The sequence below is a fragment of the Streptomyces sp. NBC_00876 genome (assembly GCF_045207435.1).
GTDB lineage: Bacteria > Actinomycetota > Actinomycetes > Streptomycetales > Streptomycetaceae > Streptomyces.
In genome coordinates this window covers 664,716-683,323 of sequence record NZ_CP108800.1, presented here as the reverse complement: position 1 = coordinate 683,323, position 18,608 = coordinate 664,716, and the positions used below count along the sequence as shown (strand labels likewise).

Annotated in this window: 14 protein-coding genes and 4 pseudogenes; 11 read left to right on the top strand and 7 right to left on the bottom strand. The window is 68.6% G+C overall.

Translation table 11 applies throughout. From position 1 onward, the window contains the following. Positions 1-257: 257 nt before the first annotated feature. Complete coding sequence (locus OG782_RS03000) at positions 258-1,091, bottom strand: oxidoreductase (RefSeq protein ID WP_406447827.1); 834 nt, start codon at positions 1,089-1,091, stop codon at positions 258-260. A gap of 103 nt (positions 1,092-1,194) precedes the next feature. Between OG782_RS03000 and OG782_RS02995 the strand changes: the two genes are divergently transcribed. Continuing rightward, the gene (locus tag OG782_RS02995) at positions 1,195-2,100 is read left to right on the top strand and encodes a LysR family transcriptional regulator (protein WP_406447826.1); all 906 of its coding nucleotides are present in this window, start codon (positions 1,195-1,197) and stop codon (positions 2,098-2,100) included. 479 nt (positions 2,101-2,579) lie between these two features. After that, positions 2,580-3,245 (top strand): annotated as a pseudogene (locus tag OG782_RS02990) (IS5 family transposase); the annotation flags it as partial. A gap of 29 nt (positions 3,246-3,274) precedes the next feature. Here OG782_RS02990 and OG782_RS02985 read toward each other — a convergent pair. Continuing rightward, positions 3,275-4,479 (bottom strand): IS3 family transposase gene (locus OG782_RS02985; RefSeq protein WP_406447103.1). Its coding sequence is split into 2 segments (ribosomal slippage): positions 3,275-4,188 and positions 4,188-4,479, totalling 1,206 coding nucleotides; the frame shifts between segments, so codons are not numbered across the junction. 123 nt (positions 4,480-4,602) lie between these two features. Here OG782_RS02985 and OG782_RS02980 point away from each other — a divergent pair. Beyond that, the gene (locus OG782_RS02980; protein ID WP_406447825.1) at positions 4,603-5,055 is read left to right on the top strand and encodes a hypothetical protein; all 453 of its coding nucleotides are present in this window, start codon (positions 4,603-4,605) and stop codon (positions 5,053-5,055) included. Positions 5,056-5,189: 134 nt separating this feature from the next. Here OG782_RS02980 and OG782_RS02975 read toward each other — a convergent pair. Both OG782_RS02975 and OG782_RS02970 read right to left on the bottom strand, forming a co-directional pair. Continuing rightward, positions 5,190-5,479, bottom strand: a pseudogene (locus OG782_RS02975) (transposase); the annotation flags it as partial. A gap of 92 nt (positions 5,480-5,571) precedes the next feature. After that, positions 5,572-6,705 (bottom strand): alpha/beta hydrolase, encoded by a 1,134-nt coding sequence (locus tag OG782_RS02970; RefSeq protein ID WP_406447824.1) that lies wholly within the window; start codon positions 6,703-6,705, stop codon positions 5,572-5,574. A gap of 469 nt (positions 6,706-7,174) precedes the next feature. On the opposite strand from OG782_RS02970, the pseudogene OG782_RS02965 reads away from it, so the two are divergent. Beyond that, positions 7,175-7,531 (top strand): annotated as a pseudogene (locus OG782_RS02965) (carbonic anhydrase); the annotation flags it as partial. A gap of 908 nt (positions 7,532-8,439) precedes the next feature. Here OG782_RS02965 and OG782_RS02960 read toward each other — a convergent pair. Continuing rightward, on the bottom strand, positions 8,440-8,634 hold the full coding sequence (locus tag OG782_RS02960) for a hypothetical protein (protein WP_406447823.1): 195 nt from the start codon (positions 8,632-8,634) through the stop codon (positions 8,440-8,442). Between OG782_RS02960 and OG782_RS02955 the strand changes: the two genes are divergently transcribed. Genes OG782_RS02955 through OG782_RS02945 form a run of 3 tightly spaced genes read left to right on the top strand, consistent with a single transcriptional unit; the run spans position 8,627 to position 10,798 of the window. Further along, a complete protein-coding gene (locus tag OG782_RS02955) occupies positions 8,627-9,805 on the top strand; it encodes a molybdopterin-dependent oxidoreductase (RefSeq protein ID WP_406447822.1) in 1,179 nt (392 codons plus the stop codon). The two genes, OG782_RS02960 and OG782_RS02955, sit on opposite strands and share 8 nt — an antisense overlap. Further along, on the top strand, positions 9,802-10,362 hold the full coding sequence (locus OG782_RS02950) for a hypothetical protein (RefSeq protein WP_406447821.1): 561 nt from the start codon (positions 9,802-9,804) through the stop codon (positions 10,360-10,362). Before OG782_RS02955 ends, OG782_RS02950 begins: the two co-directional genes overlap by 4 nt. Positions 10,363-10,411: 49 nt before the next feature. Further along, the gene (locus OG782_RS02945; RefSeq protein ID WP_406447820.1) at positions 10,412-10,798 is read left to right on the top strand and encodes a trehalase-like domain-containing protein; all 387 of its coding nucleotides are present in this window, start codon (positions 10,412-10,414) and stop codon (positions 10,796-10,798) included. Positions 10,799-11,042: 244 nt separating this feature from the next. On the opposite strand, the gene OG782_RS02940 is transcribed toward OG782_RS02945, so the two are convergent. After that, positions 11,043-12,695 (bottom strand): nickel/cobalt transporter, encoded by a 1,653-nt coding sequence (locus OG782_RS02940; protein ID WP_406447819.1) that lies wholly within the window; start codon positions 12,693-12,695, stop codon positions 11,043-11,045. Between the two features lie 425 nt (positions 12,696-13,120). Here OG782_RS02940 and OG782_RS02935 point away from each other — a divergent pair, with 425 nt between their 5' ends. The 4 genes from OG782_RS02935 (at position 13,121) to pyrF (ending at position 17,751) form a co-directional block, all read left to right on the top strand. Further along, the gene (locus tag OG782_RS02935) at positions 13,121-14,794 is read left to right on the top strand and encodes a DUF4331 domain-containing protein (RefSeq protein WP_406447818.1); all 1,674 of its coding nucleotides are present in this window, start codon (positions 13,121-13,123) and stop codon (positions 14,792-14,794) included. Beyond that, on the top strand, positions 14,791-15,486 hold the full coding sequence (locus tag OG782_RS02930) for a class F sortase (protein WP_406447817.1): 696 nt from the start codon (positions 14,791-14,793) through the stop codon (positions 15,484-15,486). Before OG782_RS02935 ends, OG782_RS02930 begins: the two co-directional genes overlap by 4 nt. Positions 15,487-15,526: 40 nt before the next feature. Then, entirely contained in the window at positions 15,527-16,867 is a 1,341-nt protein-coding gene (locus OG782_RS02925) for a tetratricopeptide repeat protein (RefSeq protein ID WP_406447816.1), read from the top strand. Between the two features lie 182 nt (positions 16,868-17,049). Next, positions 17,050-17,751 carry an orotidine-5'-phosphate decarboxylase gene (pyrF, locus tag OG782_RS02920; protein ID WP_406447815.1) on the top strand — a complete coding sequence of 234 codons (702 nt, stop codon included), beginning with the start codon at positions 17,050-17,052 and terminating at the stop codon, positions 17,749-17,751. 26 nt (positions 17,752-17,777) lie between these two features. Here pyrF and OG782_RS02915 read toward each other — a convergent pair. Next, positions 17,778-18,008 (bottom strand): annotated as a pseudogene (locus OG782_RS02915) (IS630 family transposase); the annotation flags it as partial. Positions 18,009-18,608: the final 600 nt, after the last annotated feature.

The following is an 18,608-nucleotide window of genomic DNA, read 5'->3' as shown; positions in this document are numbered from 1 at the left end:
TCCGCCGCCGGGCGTAGCGGTACGTGCGGCCAGCCTGCTGCCTGTGTGGGCAGTTGCCGTCACCCCAGGCCGCTGTCATCACTGGGCCGGAATGAGCTGGTCGGAGCGCGTCGCGACGATCGCAGCCGGAAGCTACGCGTCGCCGAGCAGGCGCCCCGTATGGGCAGCACACCGTCCGCAGCGCCCGCCGCCTGGGCGTTCCGCCACGCCTGCGTGGAGACGGTGGGCGGGAACAGGGGCGGAGGCGGCAGGAGGTGTCAGTCGTCGAAGTCGGTGGAGCGGGTGAGCTTTTCCCAGGAGCGGAGTTCGGCGTGGGCACGGTCGAGGTGGTCGGTGATCGCGTCGGCGGCGTCGTTGCCGAGCGGCAGACGCAGCGGCGGTTCGTCGGCGTCCAGAGCTGTGAGGATGGCGGCCGCGGCCTTGGCCGGGTCCCCGGGTTCCTGGCCGCTACCGCCCGGCAGCCCAGAAAGGACGGGACCCACGGTGTCCTGGTAGGCGTCCAGGGCCGGGGAGGGCCGCAGTGCTGCGGCGCCGGCGAAGCCGGTTCGGAACGCGCCGGGCTCGACGATCAGCACCCGAATGCCGTGTGGGACGACCTCGGCGGCCAAGGCCTCGGAGAGCCCCTCCAGGGCGAACTTGGTGGCGCAGTAGGCGCCGACTCCGGCGAAGGCGAACCGCCCACCCATGCTGGTCAGTTGCACGATGGCGCCCGAGCCCCGGCGGCGCATGTGCGGCAGCGCGGCCCGGGTGAGCGCCGCCGGGCCGAAGAAGTGCAGGTCCATCAGATCCCGCAGCTCCGCGTCGGTGGTCTCCTCGACCGCCCCCACCATGCCGCGTCCGGCGTTGTTGACCAGGATGTCGATCCGGCCGTGCCGGGCTGCCACGCCGTCGACCGCGGCTTGGACGCCCGCGATGTCGGTGACGTCCAGCGGTAGCGCCTCGACCTGGTCCGGGTGCGCGGCGACCAGGTCGTCGAGCAGCGCAGTGCGGCGGGCGGCGGCGACCACGATGTCGCCCGCAGCCACCGCCGCTTCGGTGATCGCCCGGCCGAACCCGCTGCTCGCCCCGGTGACCAGCCATACCTTGTTCATGTTCTTCTCCTTGTGGCGGGTGATCCGCTGTTCTCGGCGGTCCGTGTGTGAACTACCTTGCAAGGCATACCGGTTGCCCGTCCAAGATCCGCTGTGATAACCGATGGTTATGGACGTTCACGCACGGGACCTGAGGTACTTCGCCGCAGTGGCCGAGGAGCTGCACTTCACGCGCGCAGCCGAGCGGCTGTACGTCTCGCAGCCCGCGCTGAGCAAGCAGATCAGGATGCTGGAGAAACAGGTGGGGGCCGCGTTGTTCGAGCGCGACCGGCGCGAAGTGCGCCTGAGCGCGGTCGGTGCAGCGCTGCTGCCGCATGCTCAGCGCATTCTCGCCGAGTGGGAGGCAGCCCAGGAGGCAGTCGCCCGGGTCGTGGCCGACCAGGCGGCCGTGCTCGTCGTGGGGATGAGTACCAGCCCGGGGCGCGGGGGCGTGCTGCCGGCGATCCGCTCCCGCTTCACCGCCGCGCGCCCCGACGCCCGCCTCAGACTTCGCCAGGTCCCCTGGCACGACTCGACCGCCGGGCTCGCCGACGGCACGTGCGACGCGGCGTTTGTCTGGCTCCCGCTGCCCGATCCGGACCGCTACCGGTGGGTGGTGGTCGCCGAGGAACCCCGCCTGGTCGCCATGGCCGACACTCACCCGCTCGCCGACCGGGAGATCATCGACTTCACCGACCTGCTGGACGAGCCGTTTCTCGCGCTGCCCGACAGCGCCGGGCCGCTGCGGGACTACTGGCTTGCCACCGACGCCCGCGGCGGGAGGCCGGCACTCATCGGCGCGGAGGTGGCGAGCACCGAGGAGACGTACGAGGCGCTCGTCGCGGGTCTCGGCGTGGTCCTGCTGGCGGCCGGGAACACCCCGCTGATCACTCTCGGCGGAGTCATCACCCGTGCGGTGAGGGGCATCTCGCCCAGCCGCTTCGCCCTGGCCTGGCGCGCCGACGACCGCCGCCCGCTGCTGCACGAGTACGTGCGCGCGGGAGAGCTGGCGACCGAGACAACGGACTGAGGCGGGGAGCAGCCGCGAGAAGTGCTGGGATCCGCTCCCGACGACGAGAGAAGGACCGAAGCTGCCCCGTGCCCGACTCCCGGGTTCGGGAACCACGATTGCCGATGCTCAGTGCATACGTCCCGTTCGACGACGCATCGCCCGCGAGCCCTGTGGGGGCTGCGCCTACCTCGGCGCCGCGACCCTGGAACCGGCGGATCTCCTCGGCCCGGCGGCGGGTCCGGTACACCGTCGAGCGGCGCTCGGGGGTGTAGCGCCAGCCAGTTCTGTTCCCGGGCGGCGCGTCACATCACAACAGGGCAAAAGGTTGCTTGATCCGGCACTATCGCCGCATTTCAGAGGCACACCCGCGCCGTTCTGCCAGCCGTGAACACCGGCCCGACCTGGCTCGACGATCAAACGGTCCAGTCTCAGAGGGCGGTAAATGGCCTGATGTCCGGTTCGGTGTCGCCTGATCGTGTGGCTGCGGGGACTCCCGGCAGGGCAACTACGAGATGCGAGAGATCGTCAACGCGCTCCTGTACCAGTCCCCGACCGGCTGCCAATGGGACTACCTGCCCCACGACCTGCCACCGCCTGGCGCGGTGAAGTACTACTTCTACAAATGGCGCGACGACGGTACCGACGAGGTCATCAATGACCTGCTGCGCCGGCAGGTGCGTGAGAGCCGGGGACGATGAGCCGACCCGAGCCAGGTAGTGCTCGACACCCGGAGCCTGCATGCCGCTGCCGGGGTACCCGCGGCCACGACCGGACGGGACGCCGCCAAGAAGGTTCCGGGCCGCAAGCGCGGGCTGGCCGTTGACGTGCTGGGCCTGGTGATCGCCGTGGTGGTACTGGCCGCCTCCGTACACGACAACGTCTTCGGCACCGCGCTGCTGGACATGGTCGCCACCGGGACCTCCACGGTGATGAAGGCCCTGGTGGACCAGGGGTTCAAGGAGACCGTGGTCGACTACGGCGCCGGCCTGGGCATCGCGGTGGAGATCGTCGAGCGCAACCCGGCCGACCGCGGCTTCGTCCCGCAACCGATCCGCTGGAGAGTCGAGCAGACCAACGGGATCTTGATGCTCCACCGCAGGCTGGTCCGCGACTACGAACACCGCCCGGCCTCGGCCGAGTCACGGGTGTACTGGGCGATAAGCGGGCCTTGACCCCGGATCCTGGACACGGGTTATGCGGCTTGTGCCAGCGTAGTTGGTGAGCGGTGGAGGGCGTTCTCGAAGGCGATCGGTGATCGTTGTCCGAGGCGGGAGTGTCGCCGTCGGGTGTTGTAGCGGTGGAGCCATCGGAAGGCGTCGAGTCGGGCCTCGCGCTCGGTCGGCCAGGTCTTTCGTCCTTGCAGGGTCTCGCGTTTGAAGGTTGCGTTGAAGGACTCGGCGAGTGCGTTGTCCGCGCTGGACCCGACCGCGCTCATGCTTCGCCGGACCCCTGCTGACCTGCAGGCTTCGGCGAAGGCCCTGCTCGTGTACTGGGCTCCGTGGTCGGTGTGCATGATCGATCCGGCGAGGCTGCCGCGGGTGCGGATCGCCGCGGCCAGGGCGTCGGTGACGAGGTCCGCGCGCATGTGGTCGGCGATCGCCCAGCCGGCCAGACGTCGCGAGGCGAGGTCGATGACGGTCGCCAGGTAGCAGAACTTCCCGCCATCGATGGGCAGGTAGGTGATGTCGCCGACGTACTTCGTGTTCGGCTTGTCCGCGGTGAAGTCGCGGCCGATCAGGTCCGGGGCCTTGGCCGCAGCCGGATTGGGGACGGTGGTGCGGTGCCGGCGGCGCAACCGGACCCCTTCGATCCCGGACGCCCGCATGATCCTGGCGACGCGTTTGTGGTTGACCGCCTCACCGCTCATCTCGCGGAGCTCGGCGGTGATCCTTGGGGCTCCGTAGGTGCCGTCCGATTCCTGGTGCACCGCCCGTATCTGGACGGCCAGCTGTGCGTCGGCCGTCTGCCGGGCGGCCCTGTCAGCGGCTGTCCGGCGCCAGTAGTAGAAGCTCGAGCGGCTCACGCCGAGGATGCTGCACAGCCGCTTCACGCCGTGACGGCGCTGGAGGTCGGCGACACACTGGAAGCGGTTCACCAGCGCGTCTCCCCGGCGAAATACTTCGCCGCCTTGCGCAGGATCTCGCGTTCCTCCTCCAGTTCGCTGACCTTCTTCCGCAAGGCGGCGTTCTCCGCCTCCAGCGGCGTGGGCTGCTGAGAGGGTTCCTGCGTCCGCCGTCCCCGGGGACGGCTCACCCCGGCTGCCCGAACCCAGTTCCGCAGCGTCTCCGGGTTGATCCCCAGATCGGCTGCGACCGACCTGATCGTCGCTTCGGGCCGCGACTCGTACAGCGCGACCGCGTCCGTCTTGAACTGCGGCGGGTAGTTCTTCATGACCACGAGATGTCCGTTCTCAGATCCGCAGGATCCAGTGTCTCGTGTGTTCAACATCAGGGGTCAAGGCCCAAGCGACGTGATGGCCCGTCGGCTGACGGGCACCTCCACCCCGTCCTGGCGCGGCGAGTGAGCAGCGACACACAGCAGACCCTCGACGCCCTGCTGGCCCGCCTGGAGGTCCGCGAGCGGCAGATCGCCGTGGAAGCGGAGGCCGCTCACGAGCAGATCGCGCAGCTGACCACGCTGCTGGACGGACTCGCCCAGGCCGCCGAACACATCACGATCACCCGCAACACGCTCCTGGAACTGGCCGACGAGGCGCCCCTGGCGCCGGCAGCGCCGGCTGCGGCCCTGCCGGACGGCCCCGCCCACCAGCAGATCATGGCCGTGTTCGCCGAAGCCGACGCCCCCTTGCGAGCGCGCAGCGTGTGCGAGGCAATGGACCTGAACCTCGCACCGAACAACATCAACAACGTCCGCATCAAACTGAAGCGTTTGACCCGGCGCGGAATCCTTGCCGAAACCGAGCCGGGACTGTTCACCAGGCCACGACAGCAATCGCCCGGAAGCCAGCCCTGACCAGCGCGCCTACTCGAGGTCCATGGCCGAGTCGGCCGATGGCTCACGGCCCATCGCCTCGGACGGCGTGGTTTTGATGCTGCCCGGAGCCCAGCCGAGGACTTCCTCGAAGCTTCGGGCAACGGTCGGGCTGCGCACGCCCGCGACCAGTGGAGCTCGCCGGCCGCGTTCAGCTCGGCGAGCAGGACCCGGTGCAGCCGGTCGAGAACCCCTGCCTTCTGCCACCGGTCCAGCCGCCGCCAGCAGGTCTGTCCCGAGCCGAACCCCAGCTTCAGCGACAGCAGTTGCCAGGCTATGTCGTTGTTGAGACGAACAGGATGCCCTGCAGGCAGAGCCGGTCCGACACAGGCCGCGGTCCCGGCGACCGATCCGGCCATCGCGGCGGCAACGGCTCGATCAACGCCCACAACTCATCGTCCACGATCCACGGTCGAGTACCCACACCCTCACGAACGGCCGAATCGTCACACCGGTTACGCCTAACCAGCCCACATCAACGAGTCCCTGTTACGAGCTCTAGGCCCGGCTTTTCCGGGCCGTCACCCACGCAGCGAAGTCCTCGATCCCGTCGATGAGCGCCTCGAACCGGAAAGAGTGGAAGAGGTCGAACGCATGGTGGGCGCCGGGCAGTTCGACGTACACGACCGGCGATGTGGAAACGGAGCGCAGAGCGTTGACAAGGGCCGTGGGATTCTCGGTGTCCACCATCTCGTCCAAGTCCCCGTGGGCGATGAGGAACGGTGGCGCATCCGCCCGGACGAGGTTCACCGGCGAGGTCGCCGGGTCTCCGTCGAAGTACTCCGCAAGAAAGCCGTTGAGTGCGACGGCGGCGGTCACAGAGGTGTCCGCCTCCTCGAACCCGGGCTGGTAGGCCGGTTCATTGGGGGTGAGTGCGGCCTGCGCTGCCATGTGCCCACCCGCGGAGCTCCCCGTCACGAACACGGCCGCCGCGGAAGCCGCGCCGTACTCTACTGCGTGTTCGCGAGCCCAGACGATGACCTTCTTCGCGTCGATCAGATGGGCGGGATGCTGGAAGTCGGGCCGCAGCCGGTAATTGGCGCTGATGCAGATCCAGCCCTGACTGGCGAGCCGGTAGAGCAGGGGCAGCGACTGAGTGTTCTTCCGGCCCTGATCGTAGTGGCCACCGTGGAAGTGGATCATCACGGAGCCGCCCTCGGGGCGCGAGCGGTGGTGGTAGACGTCGAGGAGGTTGCGGCGGCCTCCGTCCCCGTAGCTGAGGTTGCCCACCCGTTTGACGTCACGGCGGCGGCGAAAGACCGGCCTGAGCAGGATGCGTGCCAGCGGCGGCCGACGGTGCGTCCCCGTACGGGCACCGAGCGCGTCGTCCAAGGCGACACGTACCACGGACGCCGCCCGCATTCCGCGCAGGGTGACCACGACAAGCCCGGCAGCCGCGGCCACTGCCACCCCGACGTTCACCCGGTCGGAGGTCGTGGTGATGTCGCCCTCGGAGAAGGCCAGTGCCGTCGAGGCCACCAGCGCGTAGAGAGCGACGTGCGGGATCTCATTGAAGACCAGTCCGAGCCGGTAGCTGAAGTAGAAGAGCGGTTTCGGCCCGCGTATGCGAGCCAGACAGAACACCACTATGAGTACGGCCAACACCACGCTCACCAGATAGCCCACAGCCACCACATCACCCCGTTCGACAGTCGACCTGACAATCCCCCTCTGTGGTATCACGGTTGGGATGATGCGGGAGGGTGAAGTGCTCGCTGCGAAGGTGCACTTGAGGTAGCTGCCCGTCCAAGCCACAGGCGATTCGCAACGGTGGGGGCAACGGTTCGATCAGCATCCAGAGCTCATCGTCCAGGGTCGAGTACCCACACCCTCAGAACGGCTAGCGGGTCTGCTGCAGGGTTGGGTGACAGGTCGGTCGCGCAGACTGGAGGGCCGGTGTGGAGGGTACGTACAGCGAGGTGACGATCGCGATGGAAGAGCGGATCGCTGGGTATCTCCAGGGAGTCTGAGAAGGGGGTGGTGTGAGCCGGGCTGTGGGCACCCTCACTTCCCCTGTCTCTCCCAGACGAACCGGCGAATCCCGCTCCGCCGCTGTCCAGCTGCCTTTCCACCCAGGGGTACCAGTGATTGTTGTCTGGATCTGCTGGGCTGCCCGCTGGTCGTCGTCCTCGGTCACGACTCCTGCGGCGCGGTTGGCGCGGCGTGCGCCGTTCTGGAGAACGGCGCAGTACCGGCCGGATACGTCCGGGACGTCGTCGAGCGGATGGCTCCCAGCGTCCTGGCAGCCAGGGCGGCTGGACGGGTGCAGCCCGGGCAGATCATCGCCGAGCACGTAAGCAACACCACCAACCTGCTGTTGGACCGCTCCCGCGTGCTTGCCGAGAAGGTCGCCGCCGGCCGGACCGCCGTCGTGGGCTTGCGCGACCAGCTGGCCGACAGCAGCGCACAACTCGTCGCCTCCCACGGCCTCGACGTGCAGGACCCGGTTACGCCCTGACCCTCACGAACCCGCTTCGCGCTCACGCCCGGGAGCGGTGAGGACACTGCCCTGTCACCGTTCAGGCGACGGCCTCAGGGACCCGTGTCGGGAGTCCGGTTGGCGATCATGTCTGCGGCGTCGGCGGTGCCGGACCACCGCTCAACGTCCAAAGGGAAACGTGCCCCGTCCGCGCACTGCAGGCAGAGAGGGCCAAGCCCCGAGGTTACGGCGACCGTGTAGGTCTCCTCGTGCCAGGGACCAGGGCTGGTCTCAGGCGACTCCGCTGTACTCACGACGGTCTGGAAGTCCTGAGCTGCAAGTCCGGGCGTCAGGCTGTGCCGATACAGGAATGACAGCGGACTCCCCGGCGCGGCCGGCTGATCGGCTGGCGATTGAGATTGCGTCACTGCCCGGGGAACGATCAGGCTGATTCTTTGCTCCCGTCACGTTGCCAACGGTCGCACAGCGGGGCCCGGGCTCTTCCTGCACACACGGTCTCGTCACCCATTCATACGGGGAAGTTCGGGTTTTCGGATCTCGCGTTGATAAGTAGAACCGACTGGTGCGAGCTGGTTGGGGAACAAATTATTACGGCTGCCCTCAGGAACGCGGCGGATGCAAATTCCAGGGTTACTGTGCGATGCCATTCGGTGATCTTCCGTCTGATGAAGCACAAGGAATCTCATGGGTGACTCGCAAGACCAGGGCCCGAGGCCCCAGGACGCAGGGCATGGAAGCGCGGACGGTCCCGATACGTCCGGCGTCCACGAGCCGCCGCCTCGGGCCGGAGCCGCACCGACCGGTGGTCCCGGTCAGGCTCGGAACCCGGCCCCGCCCCCTGATGGAGGCGAAGAGGGCCCGCGCAGCGGTAGCGGCCGCCTCTCCTCGGCCGGCCCGCCGAACGGGGATGGAGATGCCGGCACTGGCTATGCATCCTCCGCGCCGAGGACCGGCTCGTCCGCACGGCCGGTGGCCGTGGCGAAGAGCTTGCCGCGGGCCCGTCTGGAGGGGCTGTTGCGGGAGGGGCCGCCGTCCGGTCCGACCCGGCCAGGGTTCTGGCGCAGCCCGTTGCGCGGGCCCTGGTTGACGTCGGTGCTCGGTGCGGTGCTGCTGGTGGGCATCACGCTGATGTTCGTCACGGGACTGCTTTCGTACGCGGCGTACAACCCCGACCTCGGTGCCAACGACAAGACTCCGGACCGGGGCTGGCTGGGTTTCTATCTGTTCTCCTGGCCCACTCATCCGTACTGGCTCTACCGGCTCACCCAGGGCGTTCACATCACGCTTGGCATCGTGCTGATCCCGGTGCTGCTCGCGAAGCTGTGGTCGGTGGTCCCCAAGCTGTTCTCCTGGCCTCCGGTGAAGTCCGTCAGTCACGCGCTGGAGCGGATTTCGGTGCTCTTGCTCGTGGGCGGGGTGCTGTTCGAATTCGCCACCGGGGTACTCAACATCCAGCTGGACTACATTTTTCCCGGCTCCTTCTACCCGCTGCACTTCTACGGGGCCTGGGTCTTCATCGGCGCGTTCGTCGTCCACATCGCGTTCCGGATTCCGCTCATGGTCCGGATGCTGCGCAGCGGCGGTCTCCGCGAGGAACTGCGTAGCCGGCCCAAGGCCGGCGAGAGCTCTCCTTCGGATTCCACGGGTCTGGTCAGCCCTCGCCCTGCCGCGCCGACCATGTCCCGCCGCGGTGCGCTGGGAATGGTGGGGGCCGGCTCCCTCGCGCTGCTCGCCGTGACGGCCGGGCAGAGCATCGGAGGCTGGCTTCGGCCCACCGCGCTGCTCGCGCCGCGCAGCCAGGATCCAGGTTCCGGACCCAACGGCTTCCAGATCAACAAGACCGCGGCCAGCGTGGGCATCCGTGCCGTCGACACGGGCGCGGCCTGGCGTCTGGTCGTTCGAGGCGGGGGCCGCGAGCGGATCCTCACCCGTGAAGAGGTCCTGGCGCTCCCGCAGCACAGTGCGGCGCTGCCGATCGCCTGCGTGGAGGGCTGGTCCACCGAGGACCAGGACTGGAGCGGAGTCCGGCTGGCCGACTTGGCCGCCCTCGTCGGGTTCGCCCACGACCCGCCCGGCGTCTTCGTCCAGTCCGCCCAGCTCAGCGGCTCCTTCCGCTCGACCACACTGCGCGACAACCAGGTCCGCGACCCCCGCTCCCTGCTGGCCCTGCGGGTCAACGGGGCCGATCTGTCACCGGATCACGGCTACCCGGCGCGGATCATCGTCCCGGCCAATCCGGGTGTCCACAACACCAAATGGGTCACCAGGCTGACCTTCGGAGAGAACGTATGAACCGCTTCCGCAGTCTCTACGGAGCCTCACCGCTGCATCTGCTCCTGGTGCTGTGCTCCTTCGCGCTGACCGGCTACGCCGGGATCAGGCTGCTGTCCGGTGCCGAGCCGTGGAAGGTGGTCCTCTGGTTCGTCGGTGCGGCCCTGCTGCACGACCTGGTACTGCTGCCCCTCTACACCGTGACCGACCGCGCCGCCCAGACCCTGCTGGGTGAGCGCCGGGAACCTGCCGCGCCGGGTGAGACTCTCCGCCCGGCAATGCGCTGGATCAACTACGTCCGGGTCCCGGTCTTCCTCTCCGGCGTGCTGTTCCTGACCTACTTTCCCCTGATCCTGCAGCGGGTCAGCCACCGCTTCACCCTGTACACGACGCTCTCCACCGACGTGTACCTCGGCCGCTGGCTACTCATCACCGCCGCCTTGTTCGCGATCTCCGCACTCACCCTGCTGATCCGTATGGGGCGCTCCCGCCCCACACCGCAGACGGGCGTGGGCAGATCCGGCGTGACACCGCCGGGGCCTGACAACGGCGCTCCTGGCCACGAGTCCGCCCCGTGACCAGGCCACTGGGATCGGGCCCCATCCGCGCTCGGCAGGCAGGACCAACGTGAGCACGCGCCCGATCGGTGACTACGCACTGCTGTCGGACTGCCGTTCGGCGGCGCTGGTGTCCACGGCAGGTTCCGTGGACTGGCTGTGTCTTCCGCGCTTCGACAGTCCAGCGGTCTTCGCTCGTCTGCTCGACGAGGAGGCCGGGCACTGGACGATCCGGCCCCGCGGACCGAGCGAGGTCACCCGCCGACTACGTACCCGAGACCCTGGCCCCGGAGACCACCTTCCGAACCCCCTCAGGCACGGTGGTTCTCCTCGACGCCCTCGCGATGGGACACCGCGAGCGCGGACACGCACCGGGGGTGTCGTCCCCCGGCGTCCTGCTGCGCCAGATCACCTGTACCAGTGGATCGGTGACGGTGGAGGCCTGCCAGCCGGGTGAGCGAGCGTACTTGCCTGTAACTCTCGCCCAACCAGCCCGGTTGAGATGGCACGTGTGCATGATTCAGCCCTCGGTATGCGCGCTGCGCGTGTCCGGGTACCAGTCGACCAAGACGCGCGCCCTGACCGCCTCCGCCCAGCCAGGTCGGGGCGGTCGTCGTGCCTGGTCCCGTCGGGTGGCGGTGCACGTCGATGAACTCTGGGCTGCCGGGCCGGAGTCGCTGCCGCAGGCGCTTGGCCACGGACTACAGGGCAAGGGGAAGGCTGCGCGCGACCAGGCTGAGTCCCACGACGAGGACGAGTGCCGCGGTCAGCAGCGCGGTGTAGGGGGCGATCCTGCGCAGGAGTGCGAACGCGGGGCGGGATCCGAGGGATTCGGCTCGGCTGCCGAGCTTGACGAGGAGGATTCCGACGGCGGTGAGGGTGGCCGCCATGCCGATTCCGTAGGCGAGGACGAGTGCCGCGCCGAAGGTTGTGCGGCCCAGTGCGATGGCACCGAGAAGTACCACGAGCGCGGAAGGGCTGGGGACCAGGCCGCCGGCGACGCCCAGGCCGATGAGACCGCGGGTGGTGAAGGGCTGTGTGCCGTCTTCGGCCGGTGAGTGGGGGTGCGCGTGGTGGTGGCCGTGTCCGAACAGGCCGTGTCGTTGCCGCCTTTCGTGATGGTGACCGTGGCCGTGGGAGCGAGTGTGTGGTTCGTGTGAGTGGACAGTGTGACCGTGGGCGTGGGGCATCTCCGTGGTCGCGGATGCGTGGCCATGCGCACCGGCGCCGGCCATGGCCAGCGGCGGCACTTCAGCCGGGCGTGCAACGGTAGCGGCTGCATTGCGGCGGGAGCGGCGGGTGGCGTCGTTGAGGAGTGTGGCGCCGACGAGGGTGACGAGTGCGCCGCTGATGACACCGAGCCAGTTCAGGACCGCGTCGCCGGCCAGGGAGGAGAAGGTGGTCAGGCAGAGGCCGATGATGATGACGCCGGCGGTGTGGGTGATGGTCACGGTCGCGCCGACGGTGACGGCGTCGCGGATGCTGCCGCGGCGGCCTGCGAGGTAGGCCGCCATCACGGTTTTGCCGTGGCCGGGCAGGAGCGCGTGGCCTGCGCCGAGTACGAGTGAGAGCAGTACCGCCAGCAGGCCGATCGGGAGGGTGAGGTCGCGTGCGCCGGTCATCGATGTGAGGCGTTGCGACAGAGCTTCGACGCGGCCTGTGAGACCGCCGCCTTGTCCCGCGTTCGGAGTGTTGCGGAGGAGGGTTCCTGCTGTCTGGCTGCCTTGGCGCGCGGTGAATTGCGCCGTGGTGTCGCCGCGCGGCGTGGAGAGGAGGTCGCGCGGGTAGCTGCGGAGCTCATGGGTGGGTGAGGTCCGGGGAACGGTGGAGTTCTGGAGGCGGGTGCCGATTCCTGTCGCGGTGATCTCGTGCCAGCCGACCCGCTTGCGGTCGGCGCCGGTGTCGACCCGCAGGGTCACCGGCCCCGCTGTCAGATCCAGCGGTGCGCGCAGCCGGCACTCCAGCCGGCCGGTGCGCAGACCGCCTTGGCCCGGTTGGAAGAGGAAGGTCGCCGACCGCGTCGTCCAGACCAGGCGGCGTGGGGCGGTGACCCTGAGCTTCGCGGAGGTCGCGGCGCACTGGGTGGCGGCCCAGGCGGTGCGTTCGCTGCTGCTCGCCTGACGGTCACCGTCGCTGTCGATCGCCGGCGTGGCCTGGAGCGTGGGGATCTCGGCTGTGTCGGTGACCGCCAGCACGTCGACGTGGTCGGGGTGGAGAGTGAATCCGGCGTACTCGTTGATCGAGAAATTACCGAGGGGATGTGCCTCGGCTGCGGGTGCGGCCATGGCGAGCAGCCAGAGCGCGGCGGTGGTCACCAGGGCCGCACGCTGCGCGAGGACTCGGTGAGCGGTCACCGCTGGACGACGTCCGAGCAGGGAATTCATCCGTTTCGCCTCCGGCGGGGACGCAGGGGCACGCCTGGATGGCCGGCGCAGCCTGCAGTCTGAGGGGTGGTCCGCCCGAACGGGCGGACCACAGTGGTACCCGTTTGCTCTCCGTGCGCGCCCGTCCTGGCCGCCTCGTCACCCGCGCGGCTCACAGTGCCCTCTGGCGGGCAGAGGGCAGTGCTTGTCCGGTCCTCGTTCGGCTCTTCCGTCGTGCGAGGACCCCTCACGCATGGTGCCCTTTATGTAGCTCTTAGTCACATTGTGTGACGTTTGCCGCGTGGGTTTCGCCCGGGTTGAGCCCGGCTGCTGCCAGGTGGCTCTTCGAGCGCAGTTCCCAGCCGCCCACCTTCAGATTCCGGAGGGCCGCGGCTCTCACCGGAAACGGATGGCCCATGCAGTCCTGCAGCTCCGCACGATCGAAACGCCCGGCTCGTAGCCTCGAACGAGCGCTCGCAGTCTCAGGAACGCTCGCCCTGGTCAGCGCGATGGCGCTCACCGGCCTGGCACCCGCCACGAGCTCCGCCTCCAGTCACCGCGAGGCGCCCCTGACGTCGGGCGACCCGAAGGCCGACAACACCGACGTCTACGCCTTCACCAGTCCCGACAAGCCGGACACGGTCACGCTGGTCGCCAACTGGATTCCCTTCGAGGAGCCCAACGGCGGGCCGAACTTCTACCCGTTCGCCAACGACGCCCGCTACAACATCAAGATCGACGGGAACGGGGACGGCAAGTCCGACACCACGTACACCTGGACCTTCACCGATCACATCCGGGACGACGCCGATCAGTTCCTCTACAACACCGGTGTCGTGAAGAACCTGGACGACCCGACCCTCAACTTCCGTCAGACGTACACCCTGACGGCCACCGACCGCAGCGGACACACCAAGACGCTCCTCAAGGACGCCCCGGCGGCCCCGTCGAACGTGGGTATCGCGTCGATGCCCGACTATGCCTCGCTGCGCAAGCAGGCCGTTCTCGACCTGCCGAACGGTGGTCAGTCCTTTGCCGGGCAGGCGTCCGATCCGTTCTTCCTGGACCTGCGGATCTTCGACCTCCTCTACGGCGGAAATCTGAAGGAGACCGGGCACAACACGCTCGCCGGCTACAACGTCAACACCATCGCCCTCCAGGTGCCGAAGAAGGATCTGGCCCTCAAGGGCGACGCCACCCGCAACCCCGTGATCGGCGTCTGGTCCACCACCGACCGCAAGGGTGCGGCCGTGGTGGGTGCCGGCGGCAAGGGCGGGGAGTCGTCCTCGACCGGGGACGCCAAGGGGCCGGACAAGGACACTGCACCCGACCAGGGCAGCGAGTCCGACTGGCGTCAGGTCTCACGCCTCGGTAACCCACTGGTCAACGAGGTGGTCGTGCCGCTGAAGTACAAGGACGCCTTCAACGCTCTGAGCCCGGACAAGGACGCCTCGGTCACGCCGGTGGTGGACAAGGTCAAGGACCCGATCGTGCCCAAGCTGATCCAGAGCATCTACGGGATCCCGGCCCCGGCCACGCCGCGCAACGACCTGGTCGAGATCTTCCTCACCGGTATCTGCAAGGCATGCGGCCCGATCAAGGCGGACCTGAACTCCCAGCTGCTGAACGCCGATGTCGACAAGGCCGCGTTCGTGCCGGCCGAGGAACTGCGGCTGAACATGTCCGTGCCCGTCACGGCCAAGCCCAACCGGCTCGGCGTCCTCGCCAACGACCTGGGAGGCTTCCCCAACGGCCGCCGGCTCAACGACGACGTCGTCGACATCGAACTCCAGGCTCTGGAAGGCGCCGCGCAGACCGGCAAGATCGTGGCCGGACTCGCAGCGGGCGACGCGGTCGACACTCCCTACCGTCAGCCCGGCACCTCCTTCCCCTACGTCGCGCTGCCCAACACCGCAGCCGTCAACCAGGCCGACTCCCTGCACCCCGACGGCGGCGTCGGAGCGGGACTCGGCGGCACCGCCTTCGGCGACGGATTCCCCGTCGCGGCCGCCACCGCAGTCGGCGGCGGAGCACTCCTCGCCTGTGCGGGAGCGCTGGCCCTGCGCCGGCGGCGCGCCAACCAGGCATGACAGGCCCCGCCACCACAGGTCGCCCGCCCTCGGACTCCGAGGGCGGGCGACCGCTGCGCGCCCCGGAACACCACCCGAAGCGTCGCCGCCGCATAGCCGCAGCGGTCGCTGTCGCCACGGGCATAGGACTCGGCGGCGCCGGCACCTGGGCCCTGCTTCCCTCAACAACCCACGCCATCAGGGACGTCGACATAGGAGAACTCCCCGACCAGCCGGGGTCGGACACCACCACGACCAGCACCGGACCCGCGGCACCACCCCAGCGCCTGCGTATCGCCTCGATCGGACTCGACAAACCACTCACCGGCCTACGGGTCCAGCAGGACGGCAGGCTTGCCGCGCCCGATGACCCGGCAGATGTCGGATGGTGGAGCGACGGCCCGCGGCCCGGTGACCCGGGCGCGGCCGTCTTCGTCGGACACGTCGACTCCGCCACCGGACCGGCCGCCTTCTACGGCCTGTCCTCACTGCGGCCCGGAGACCGGATAACCATCCGACGCGACGACGACACGGAACTCGCCTTCACGGTCCGGGCACTGCGGAGTTACGAGAAGGACGCCTTCCCGGACAGCCAGGTCTACGCCACCACCGGTCCACCGGCACTCAGGCTCATCACCTGTGGCGGCCCCTACGACCGGGCACAGGGCGAGTACCTCGACAACCTCGTCGTCTACGCCACCCTTGCCCACTAGCCACCGTGCTCGACCACACCCTCCAGAGCGGGAACAGACCATGCAACTCCGCCGACTTCCCACGTACCGACGCATCGTGCTGTCCGCCGCCGTGGCCACCGTTCTCGCCGCGGCTCTCTTCCTCGCAGGCGGACTGGGACTGGCCCCGTGGCACGCATCGCAGAGCGCCCCGAGCACACCTCAAGCCCACACGGGACGCGGCCCCGGCACGGGCGCCGACCCACTGGCTGCCGACATCGCCACACTTCAGGACCGCGCACGACGCAACCCGCGTGATCCCGTCGCGCTCGGCACCCTCGGCCTGAACTACGTCCAGCAGGCGAAGATCACCGCCGACCCGACGTACTACTCCAAGGCGGAAGAAGTCCTCAAGCGCTCACTGGCTCTGGAGAGCGCGGACAACTTCGCCGCGATGGGCGGCATGGCCGCACTCGAAGCGGCCCGGCACAACTTCTCCCAAGGGCTTGACTGGGCCGAGCGAGCCGTCGCCGTCAACCCGTACAACGCCACCCTCTACGGGACGCTCGCCGACGCCTACACGCAGCTGGGCCGCTACTCCGATGCCGCCGACGCCGTGCAGAGGATGGTCGACCTCAAACCCGGCACACCCTCACTGGCCCGCGCCTCCTACGCCGCGGAACTACGGGGCGACACCACCACCGCGCGCACCGACATGCAGCGCGCCCTGCAGAGCGCCGGCAGCCCGGCCGACCAGGCATTCGCCCACTACTACCTCAGCGAAATGGCATTCAACAACGGCGATCCACGTCAGGCACTCACCAACGCCGAACAGGGCCTGCACGCCGTCCCCGGCGACGCCCCCCTGCTCCAGATCAAAGCCAGGGCCGAGGCCGCCCTCGGACAGAACACCGAGGCCATCGCCGACCTCACCCGGGCTGGACAAAGCCTGCCGCTACCCGAATACGTGCTCCAACTCGGTGAGTTGTACCAGTCACTCGGCCGCTCGAAGGAAGCAGACCAGCAGTACGAGATCCTCCGCGCCGAACAGAAACTCTTCGCGGCCAACGGCGTCACACCCGACTCCGACGCCGCCCTGTTCGAAGCCGACCACGGAGACCACGAGAAGGCCCTCAGCCTCGCGCGAAAGAGCGTGAAGAGCCGGCCCTTCCTCGACTCCCAGGACGCCCTCGCCTGGGCCCTGCACGTCAACGGCCAGGACAAGGAAGCCCTGGCCGCATCGGACAAGGCGCTCGCCCTGGGTACCCGCAACGCCCTGTTCCGCTACCACCACGGGATGATCCAGCTGTCCCTGGGCAATACCACCGCAGCCCACGACGACCTCACCAAGGCCCTGGCGATCAACCCGCACTTCAACCCGCTGCACGCCCCGAGGGCACGAGCCGCTCTCAAGACGACGTGAACGACCGCACCATGCACGGCCGATGCCGTCAGAAGATCAGGAACGCGCGAGGGCTACTGGCGGCATGTAGTGCTCCGGCCGCAAAGGTTCACCGGGTTGGACGGCCAGGATTACTGGTGAGGGCGGGCGGCTGCGGTGCAGGCCGCTGACGCCCTCAATGCCACGTGGGTGACAATGACGCCGTGGATCGAAACAGTCAGATCATCGTTGCTTTGGACTTTGACAATCGCCGAGCGGTTGACGAAGTCGTCGACCGGCTGGGCGAGGAGTGCTGTTTCTACAAGGTCGGGATGGAGCTGCTCACGGCGGCCGGGCCGGATCTGATCGAGCACCTTGTGGCCAAGGGCAAGGAGGTCTTCCTGGACCTGAAGCTCTTCGAGATCCCGAACTCTGTGGCCGGTGCGGTCCGTGCCGCTGGTGCTCTGGGTGTCTCCATGGTGACCGTCCACAGCATGGGCGGCACCGGCATCATGTCCGCCGCTGTCGATGCGGCCCGCGACTTTCCACGTCTTCGCGTGCTGGCTTTGACCGTCGTCACCAGTATGACGAGTTCCGATCTCGCTGACATCGGAGTCACCGGCTCAGCCTCGACCGAGGAACAGGTGCTGCGGCTGGCACGCCTGGCGGAAGGTGCTGGTTGCCATGGCGTGATCGCATCGCCGCAGGAAGCCGGGCCACTGCGTCGTGCGCTGGGAGCCGGCACCCTGATCGTCACGCCGGGAGTCGCGCTTCCTGGTGAGTCCCCAGGTGAGCACGCCCGGACCGGCACACCGCGTGCGGCCATTGCCGCAGGTGCGTCACATATTGTCGTGGGCCGGGCCGTCACCCGTGCCACGGACCCTGTGGCTGCATTCCGGCTCGTCCGCGCCGGCCTGGAGCCGTGAGCGGAAACAATCACCGAACTCGATGGTCAGGCTGCTACCGAGGAGAACGGCAGACCGCCCCAGCGGATGCCTTTCCCGCTGCGAATGCGGGCGCGTTCCTTGCGTTGGGCGGCCAGGACGTCGGGGAGACGGGCGTTGATGTTGCGCCAGCGTAGACAGGCGTGCAGGGCCCGGGTCTGGACGGTGTGGTTGGGGTGGTTGGAGTTCGCCGGGGTGAACTGCCGCAGCGGCCCGAAGTGCGCCTCGATCGGATGGGCCGATCGCAGTCCGGTCAGCCACGAGGCAGTGTTGCCAAGCACGTCTACCGGGGGCAGGGCTTCGACCTCGTCACCAAGTTGCGGACACGCCCTCGTGGGTCGACGAGAGCCCGGGGCTTCCGTCACGCGAGGGCCGGCCAGCGAAGTCCCATCGCACCACAGTTCCCAGCCGGTCTCTCACGCACATCGCTGTCGTTCCCGCCCCGGGTTGCTGGTTGCTCGCCCGCGTAATTCGCACGGTCAGAGAAGGGGCTTGCTCGCCGGACGGGGGTGGAGTGACAGGGCGCGCCTCAGTAGCTACATCGGTCCTGGGGGTAGCCCCGAGTGTGCCGGCTGATCATGCCGGCGCACCGGAAGTCTCCGAGATCACTGACATAGTCAGGGAGACGTGATGCCGCGGTTGCGTGGTGGGACGGATGAGGAATGGGCCTTGCCGGGTGGGGGAGCGCCCATGGAAGAGTGGATAGTTGGGTATCTCAGGGATGGGCATTTCCAGGGAGTCTGGGAGAAGGAGGTGGCGGGAGCCGGGCCGTGGGCACCCTCATTTTCGGTACCTCTCCCAGCTGCCCCTGCGAATCCGGCTTCGCCGCTGTTCAGCGG

Coding starts and splice junctions, on each gene's coding strand:
- OG782_RS03000 (WP_406447827.1), bottom strand. CDS start 1,091: ATGAACAAGGTATGGCTGGTCACCGGGGCGAGCAGCGGGTTCGGCCGG.
- OG782_RS02995 (WP_406447826.1), top strand. CDS start 1,195: ATGGTTATGGACGTTCACGCACGGGACCTGAGGTACTTCGCCGCAGTG.
- OG782_RS02960 (WP_406447823.1), bottom strand. CDS start 8,634: ATGCCCACCAGCAGCACCGCACCGAGCACCGACGTCAACCAGGGCCCG.
- OG782_RS02950 (WP_406447821.1), top strand. CDS start 9,802: ATGAACCGCTTCCGCAGTCTCTACGGAGCCTCACCGCTGCATCTGCTC.
- OG782_RS02935 (WP_406447818.1), top strand. CDS start 13,121: ATGCAGTCCTGCAGCTCCGCACGATCGAAACGCCCGGCTCGTAGCCTC.
- OG782_RS02930 (WP_406447817.1), top strand. CDS start 14,791: ATGACAGGCCCCGCCACCACAGGTCGCCCGCCCTCGGACTCCGAGGGC.
- OG782_RS02925 (WP_406447816.1), top strand. CDS start 15,527: ATGCAACTCCGCCGACTTCCCACGTACCGACGCATCGTGCTGTCCGCC.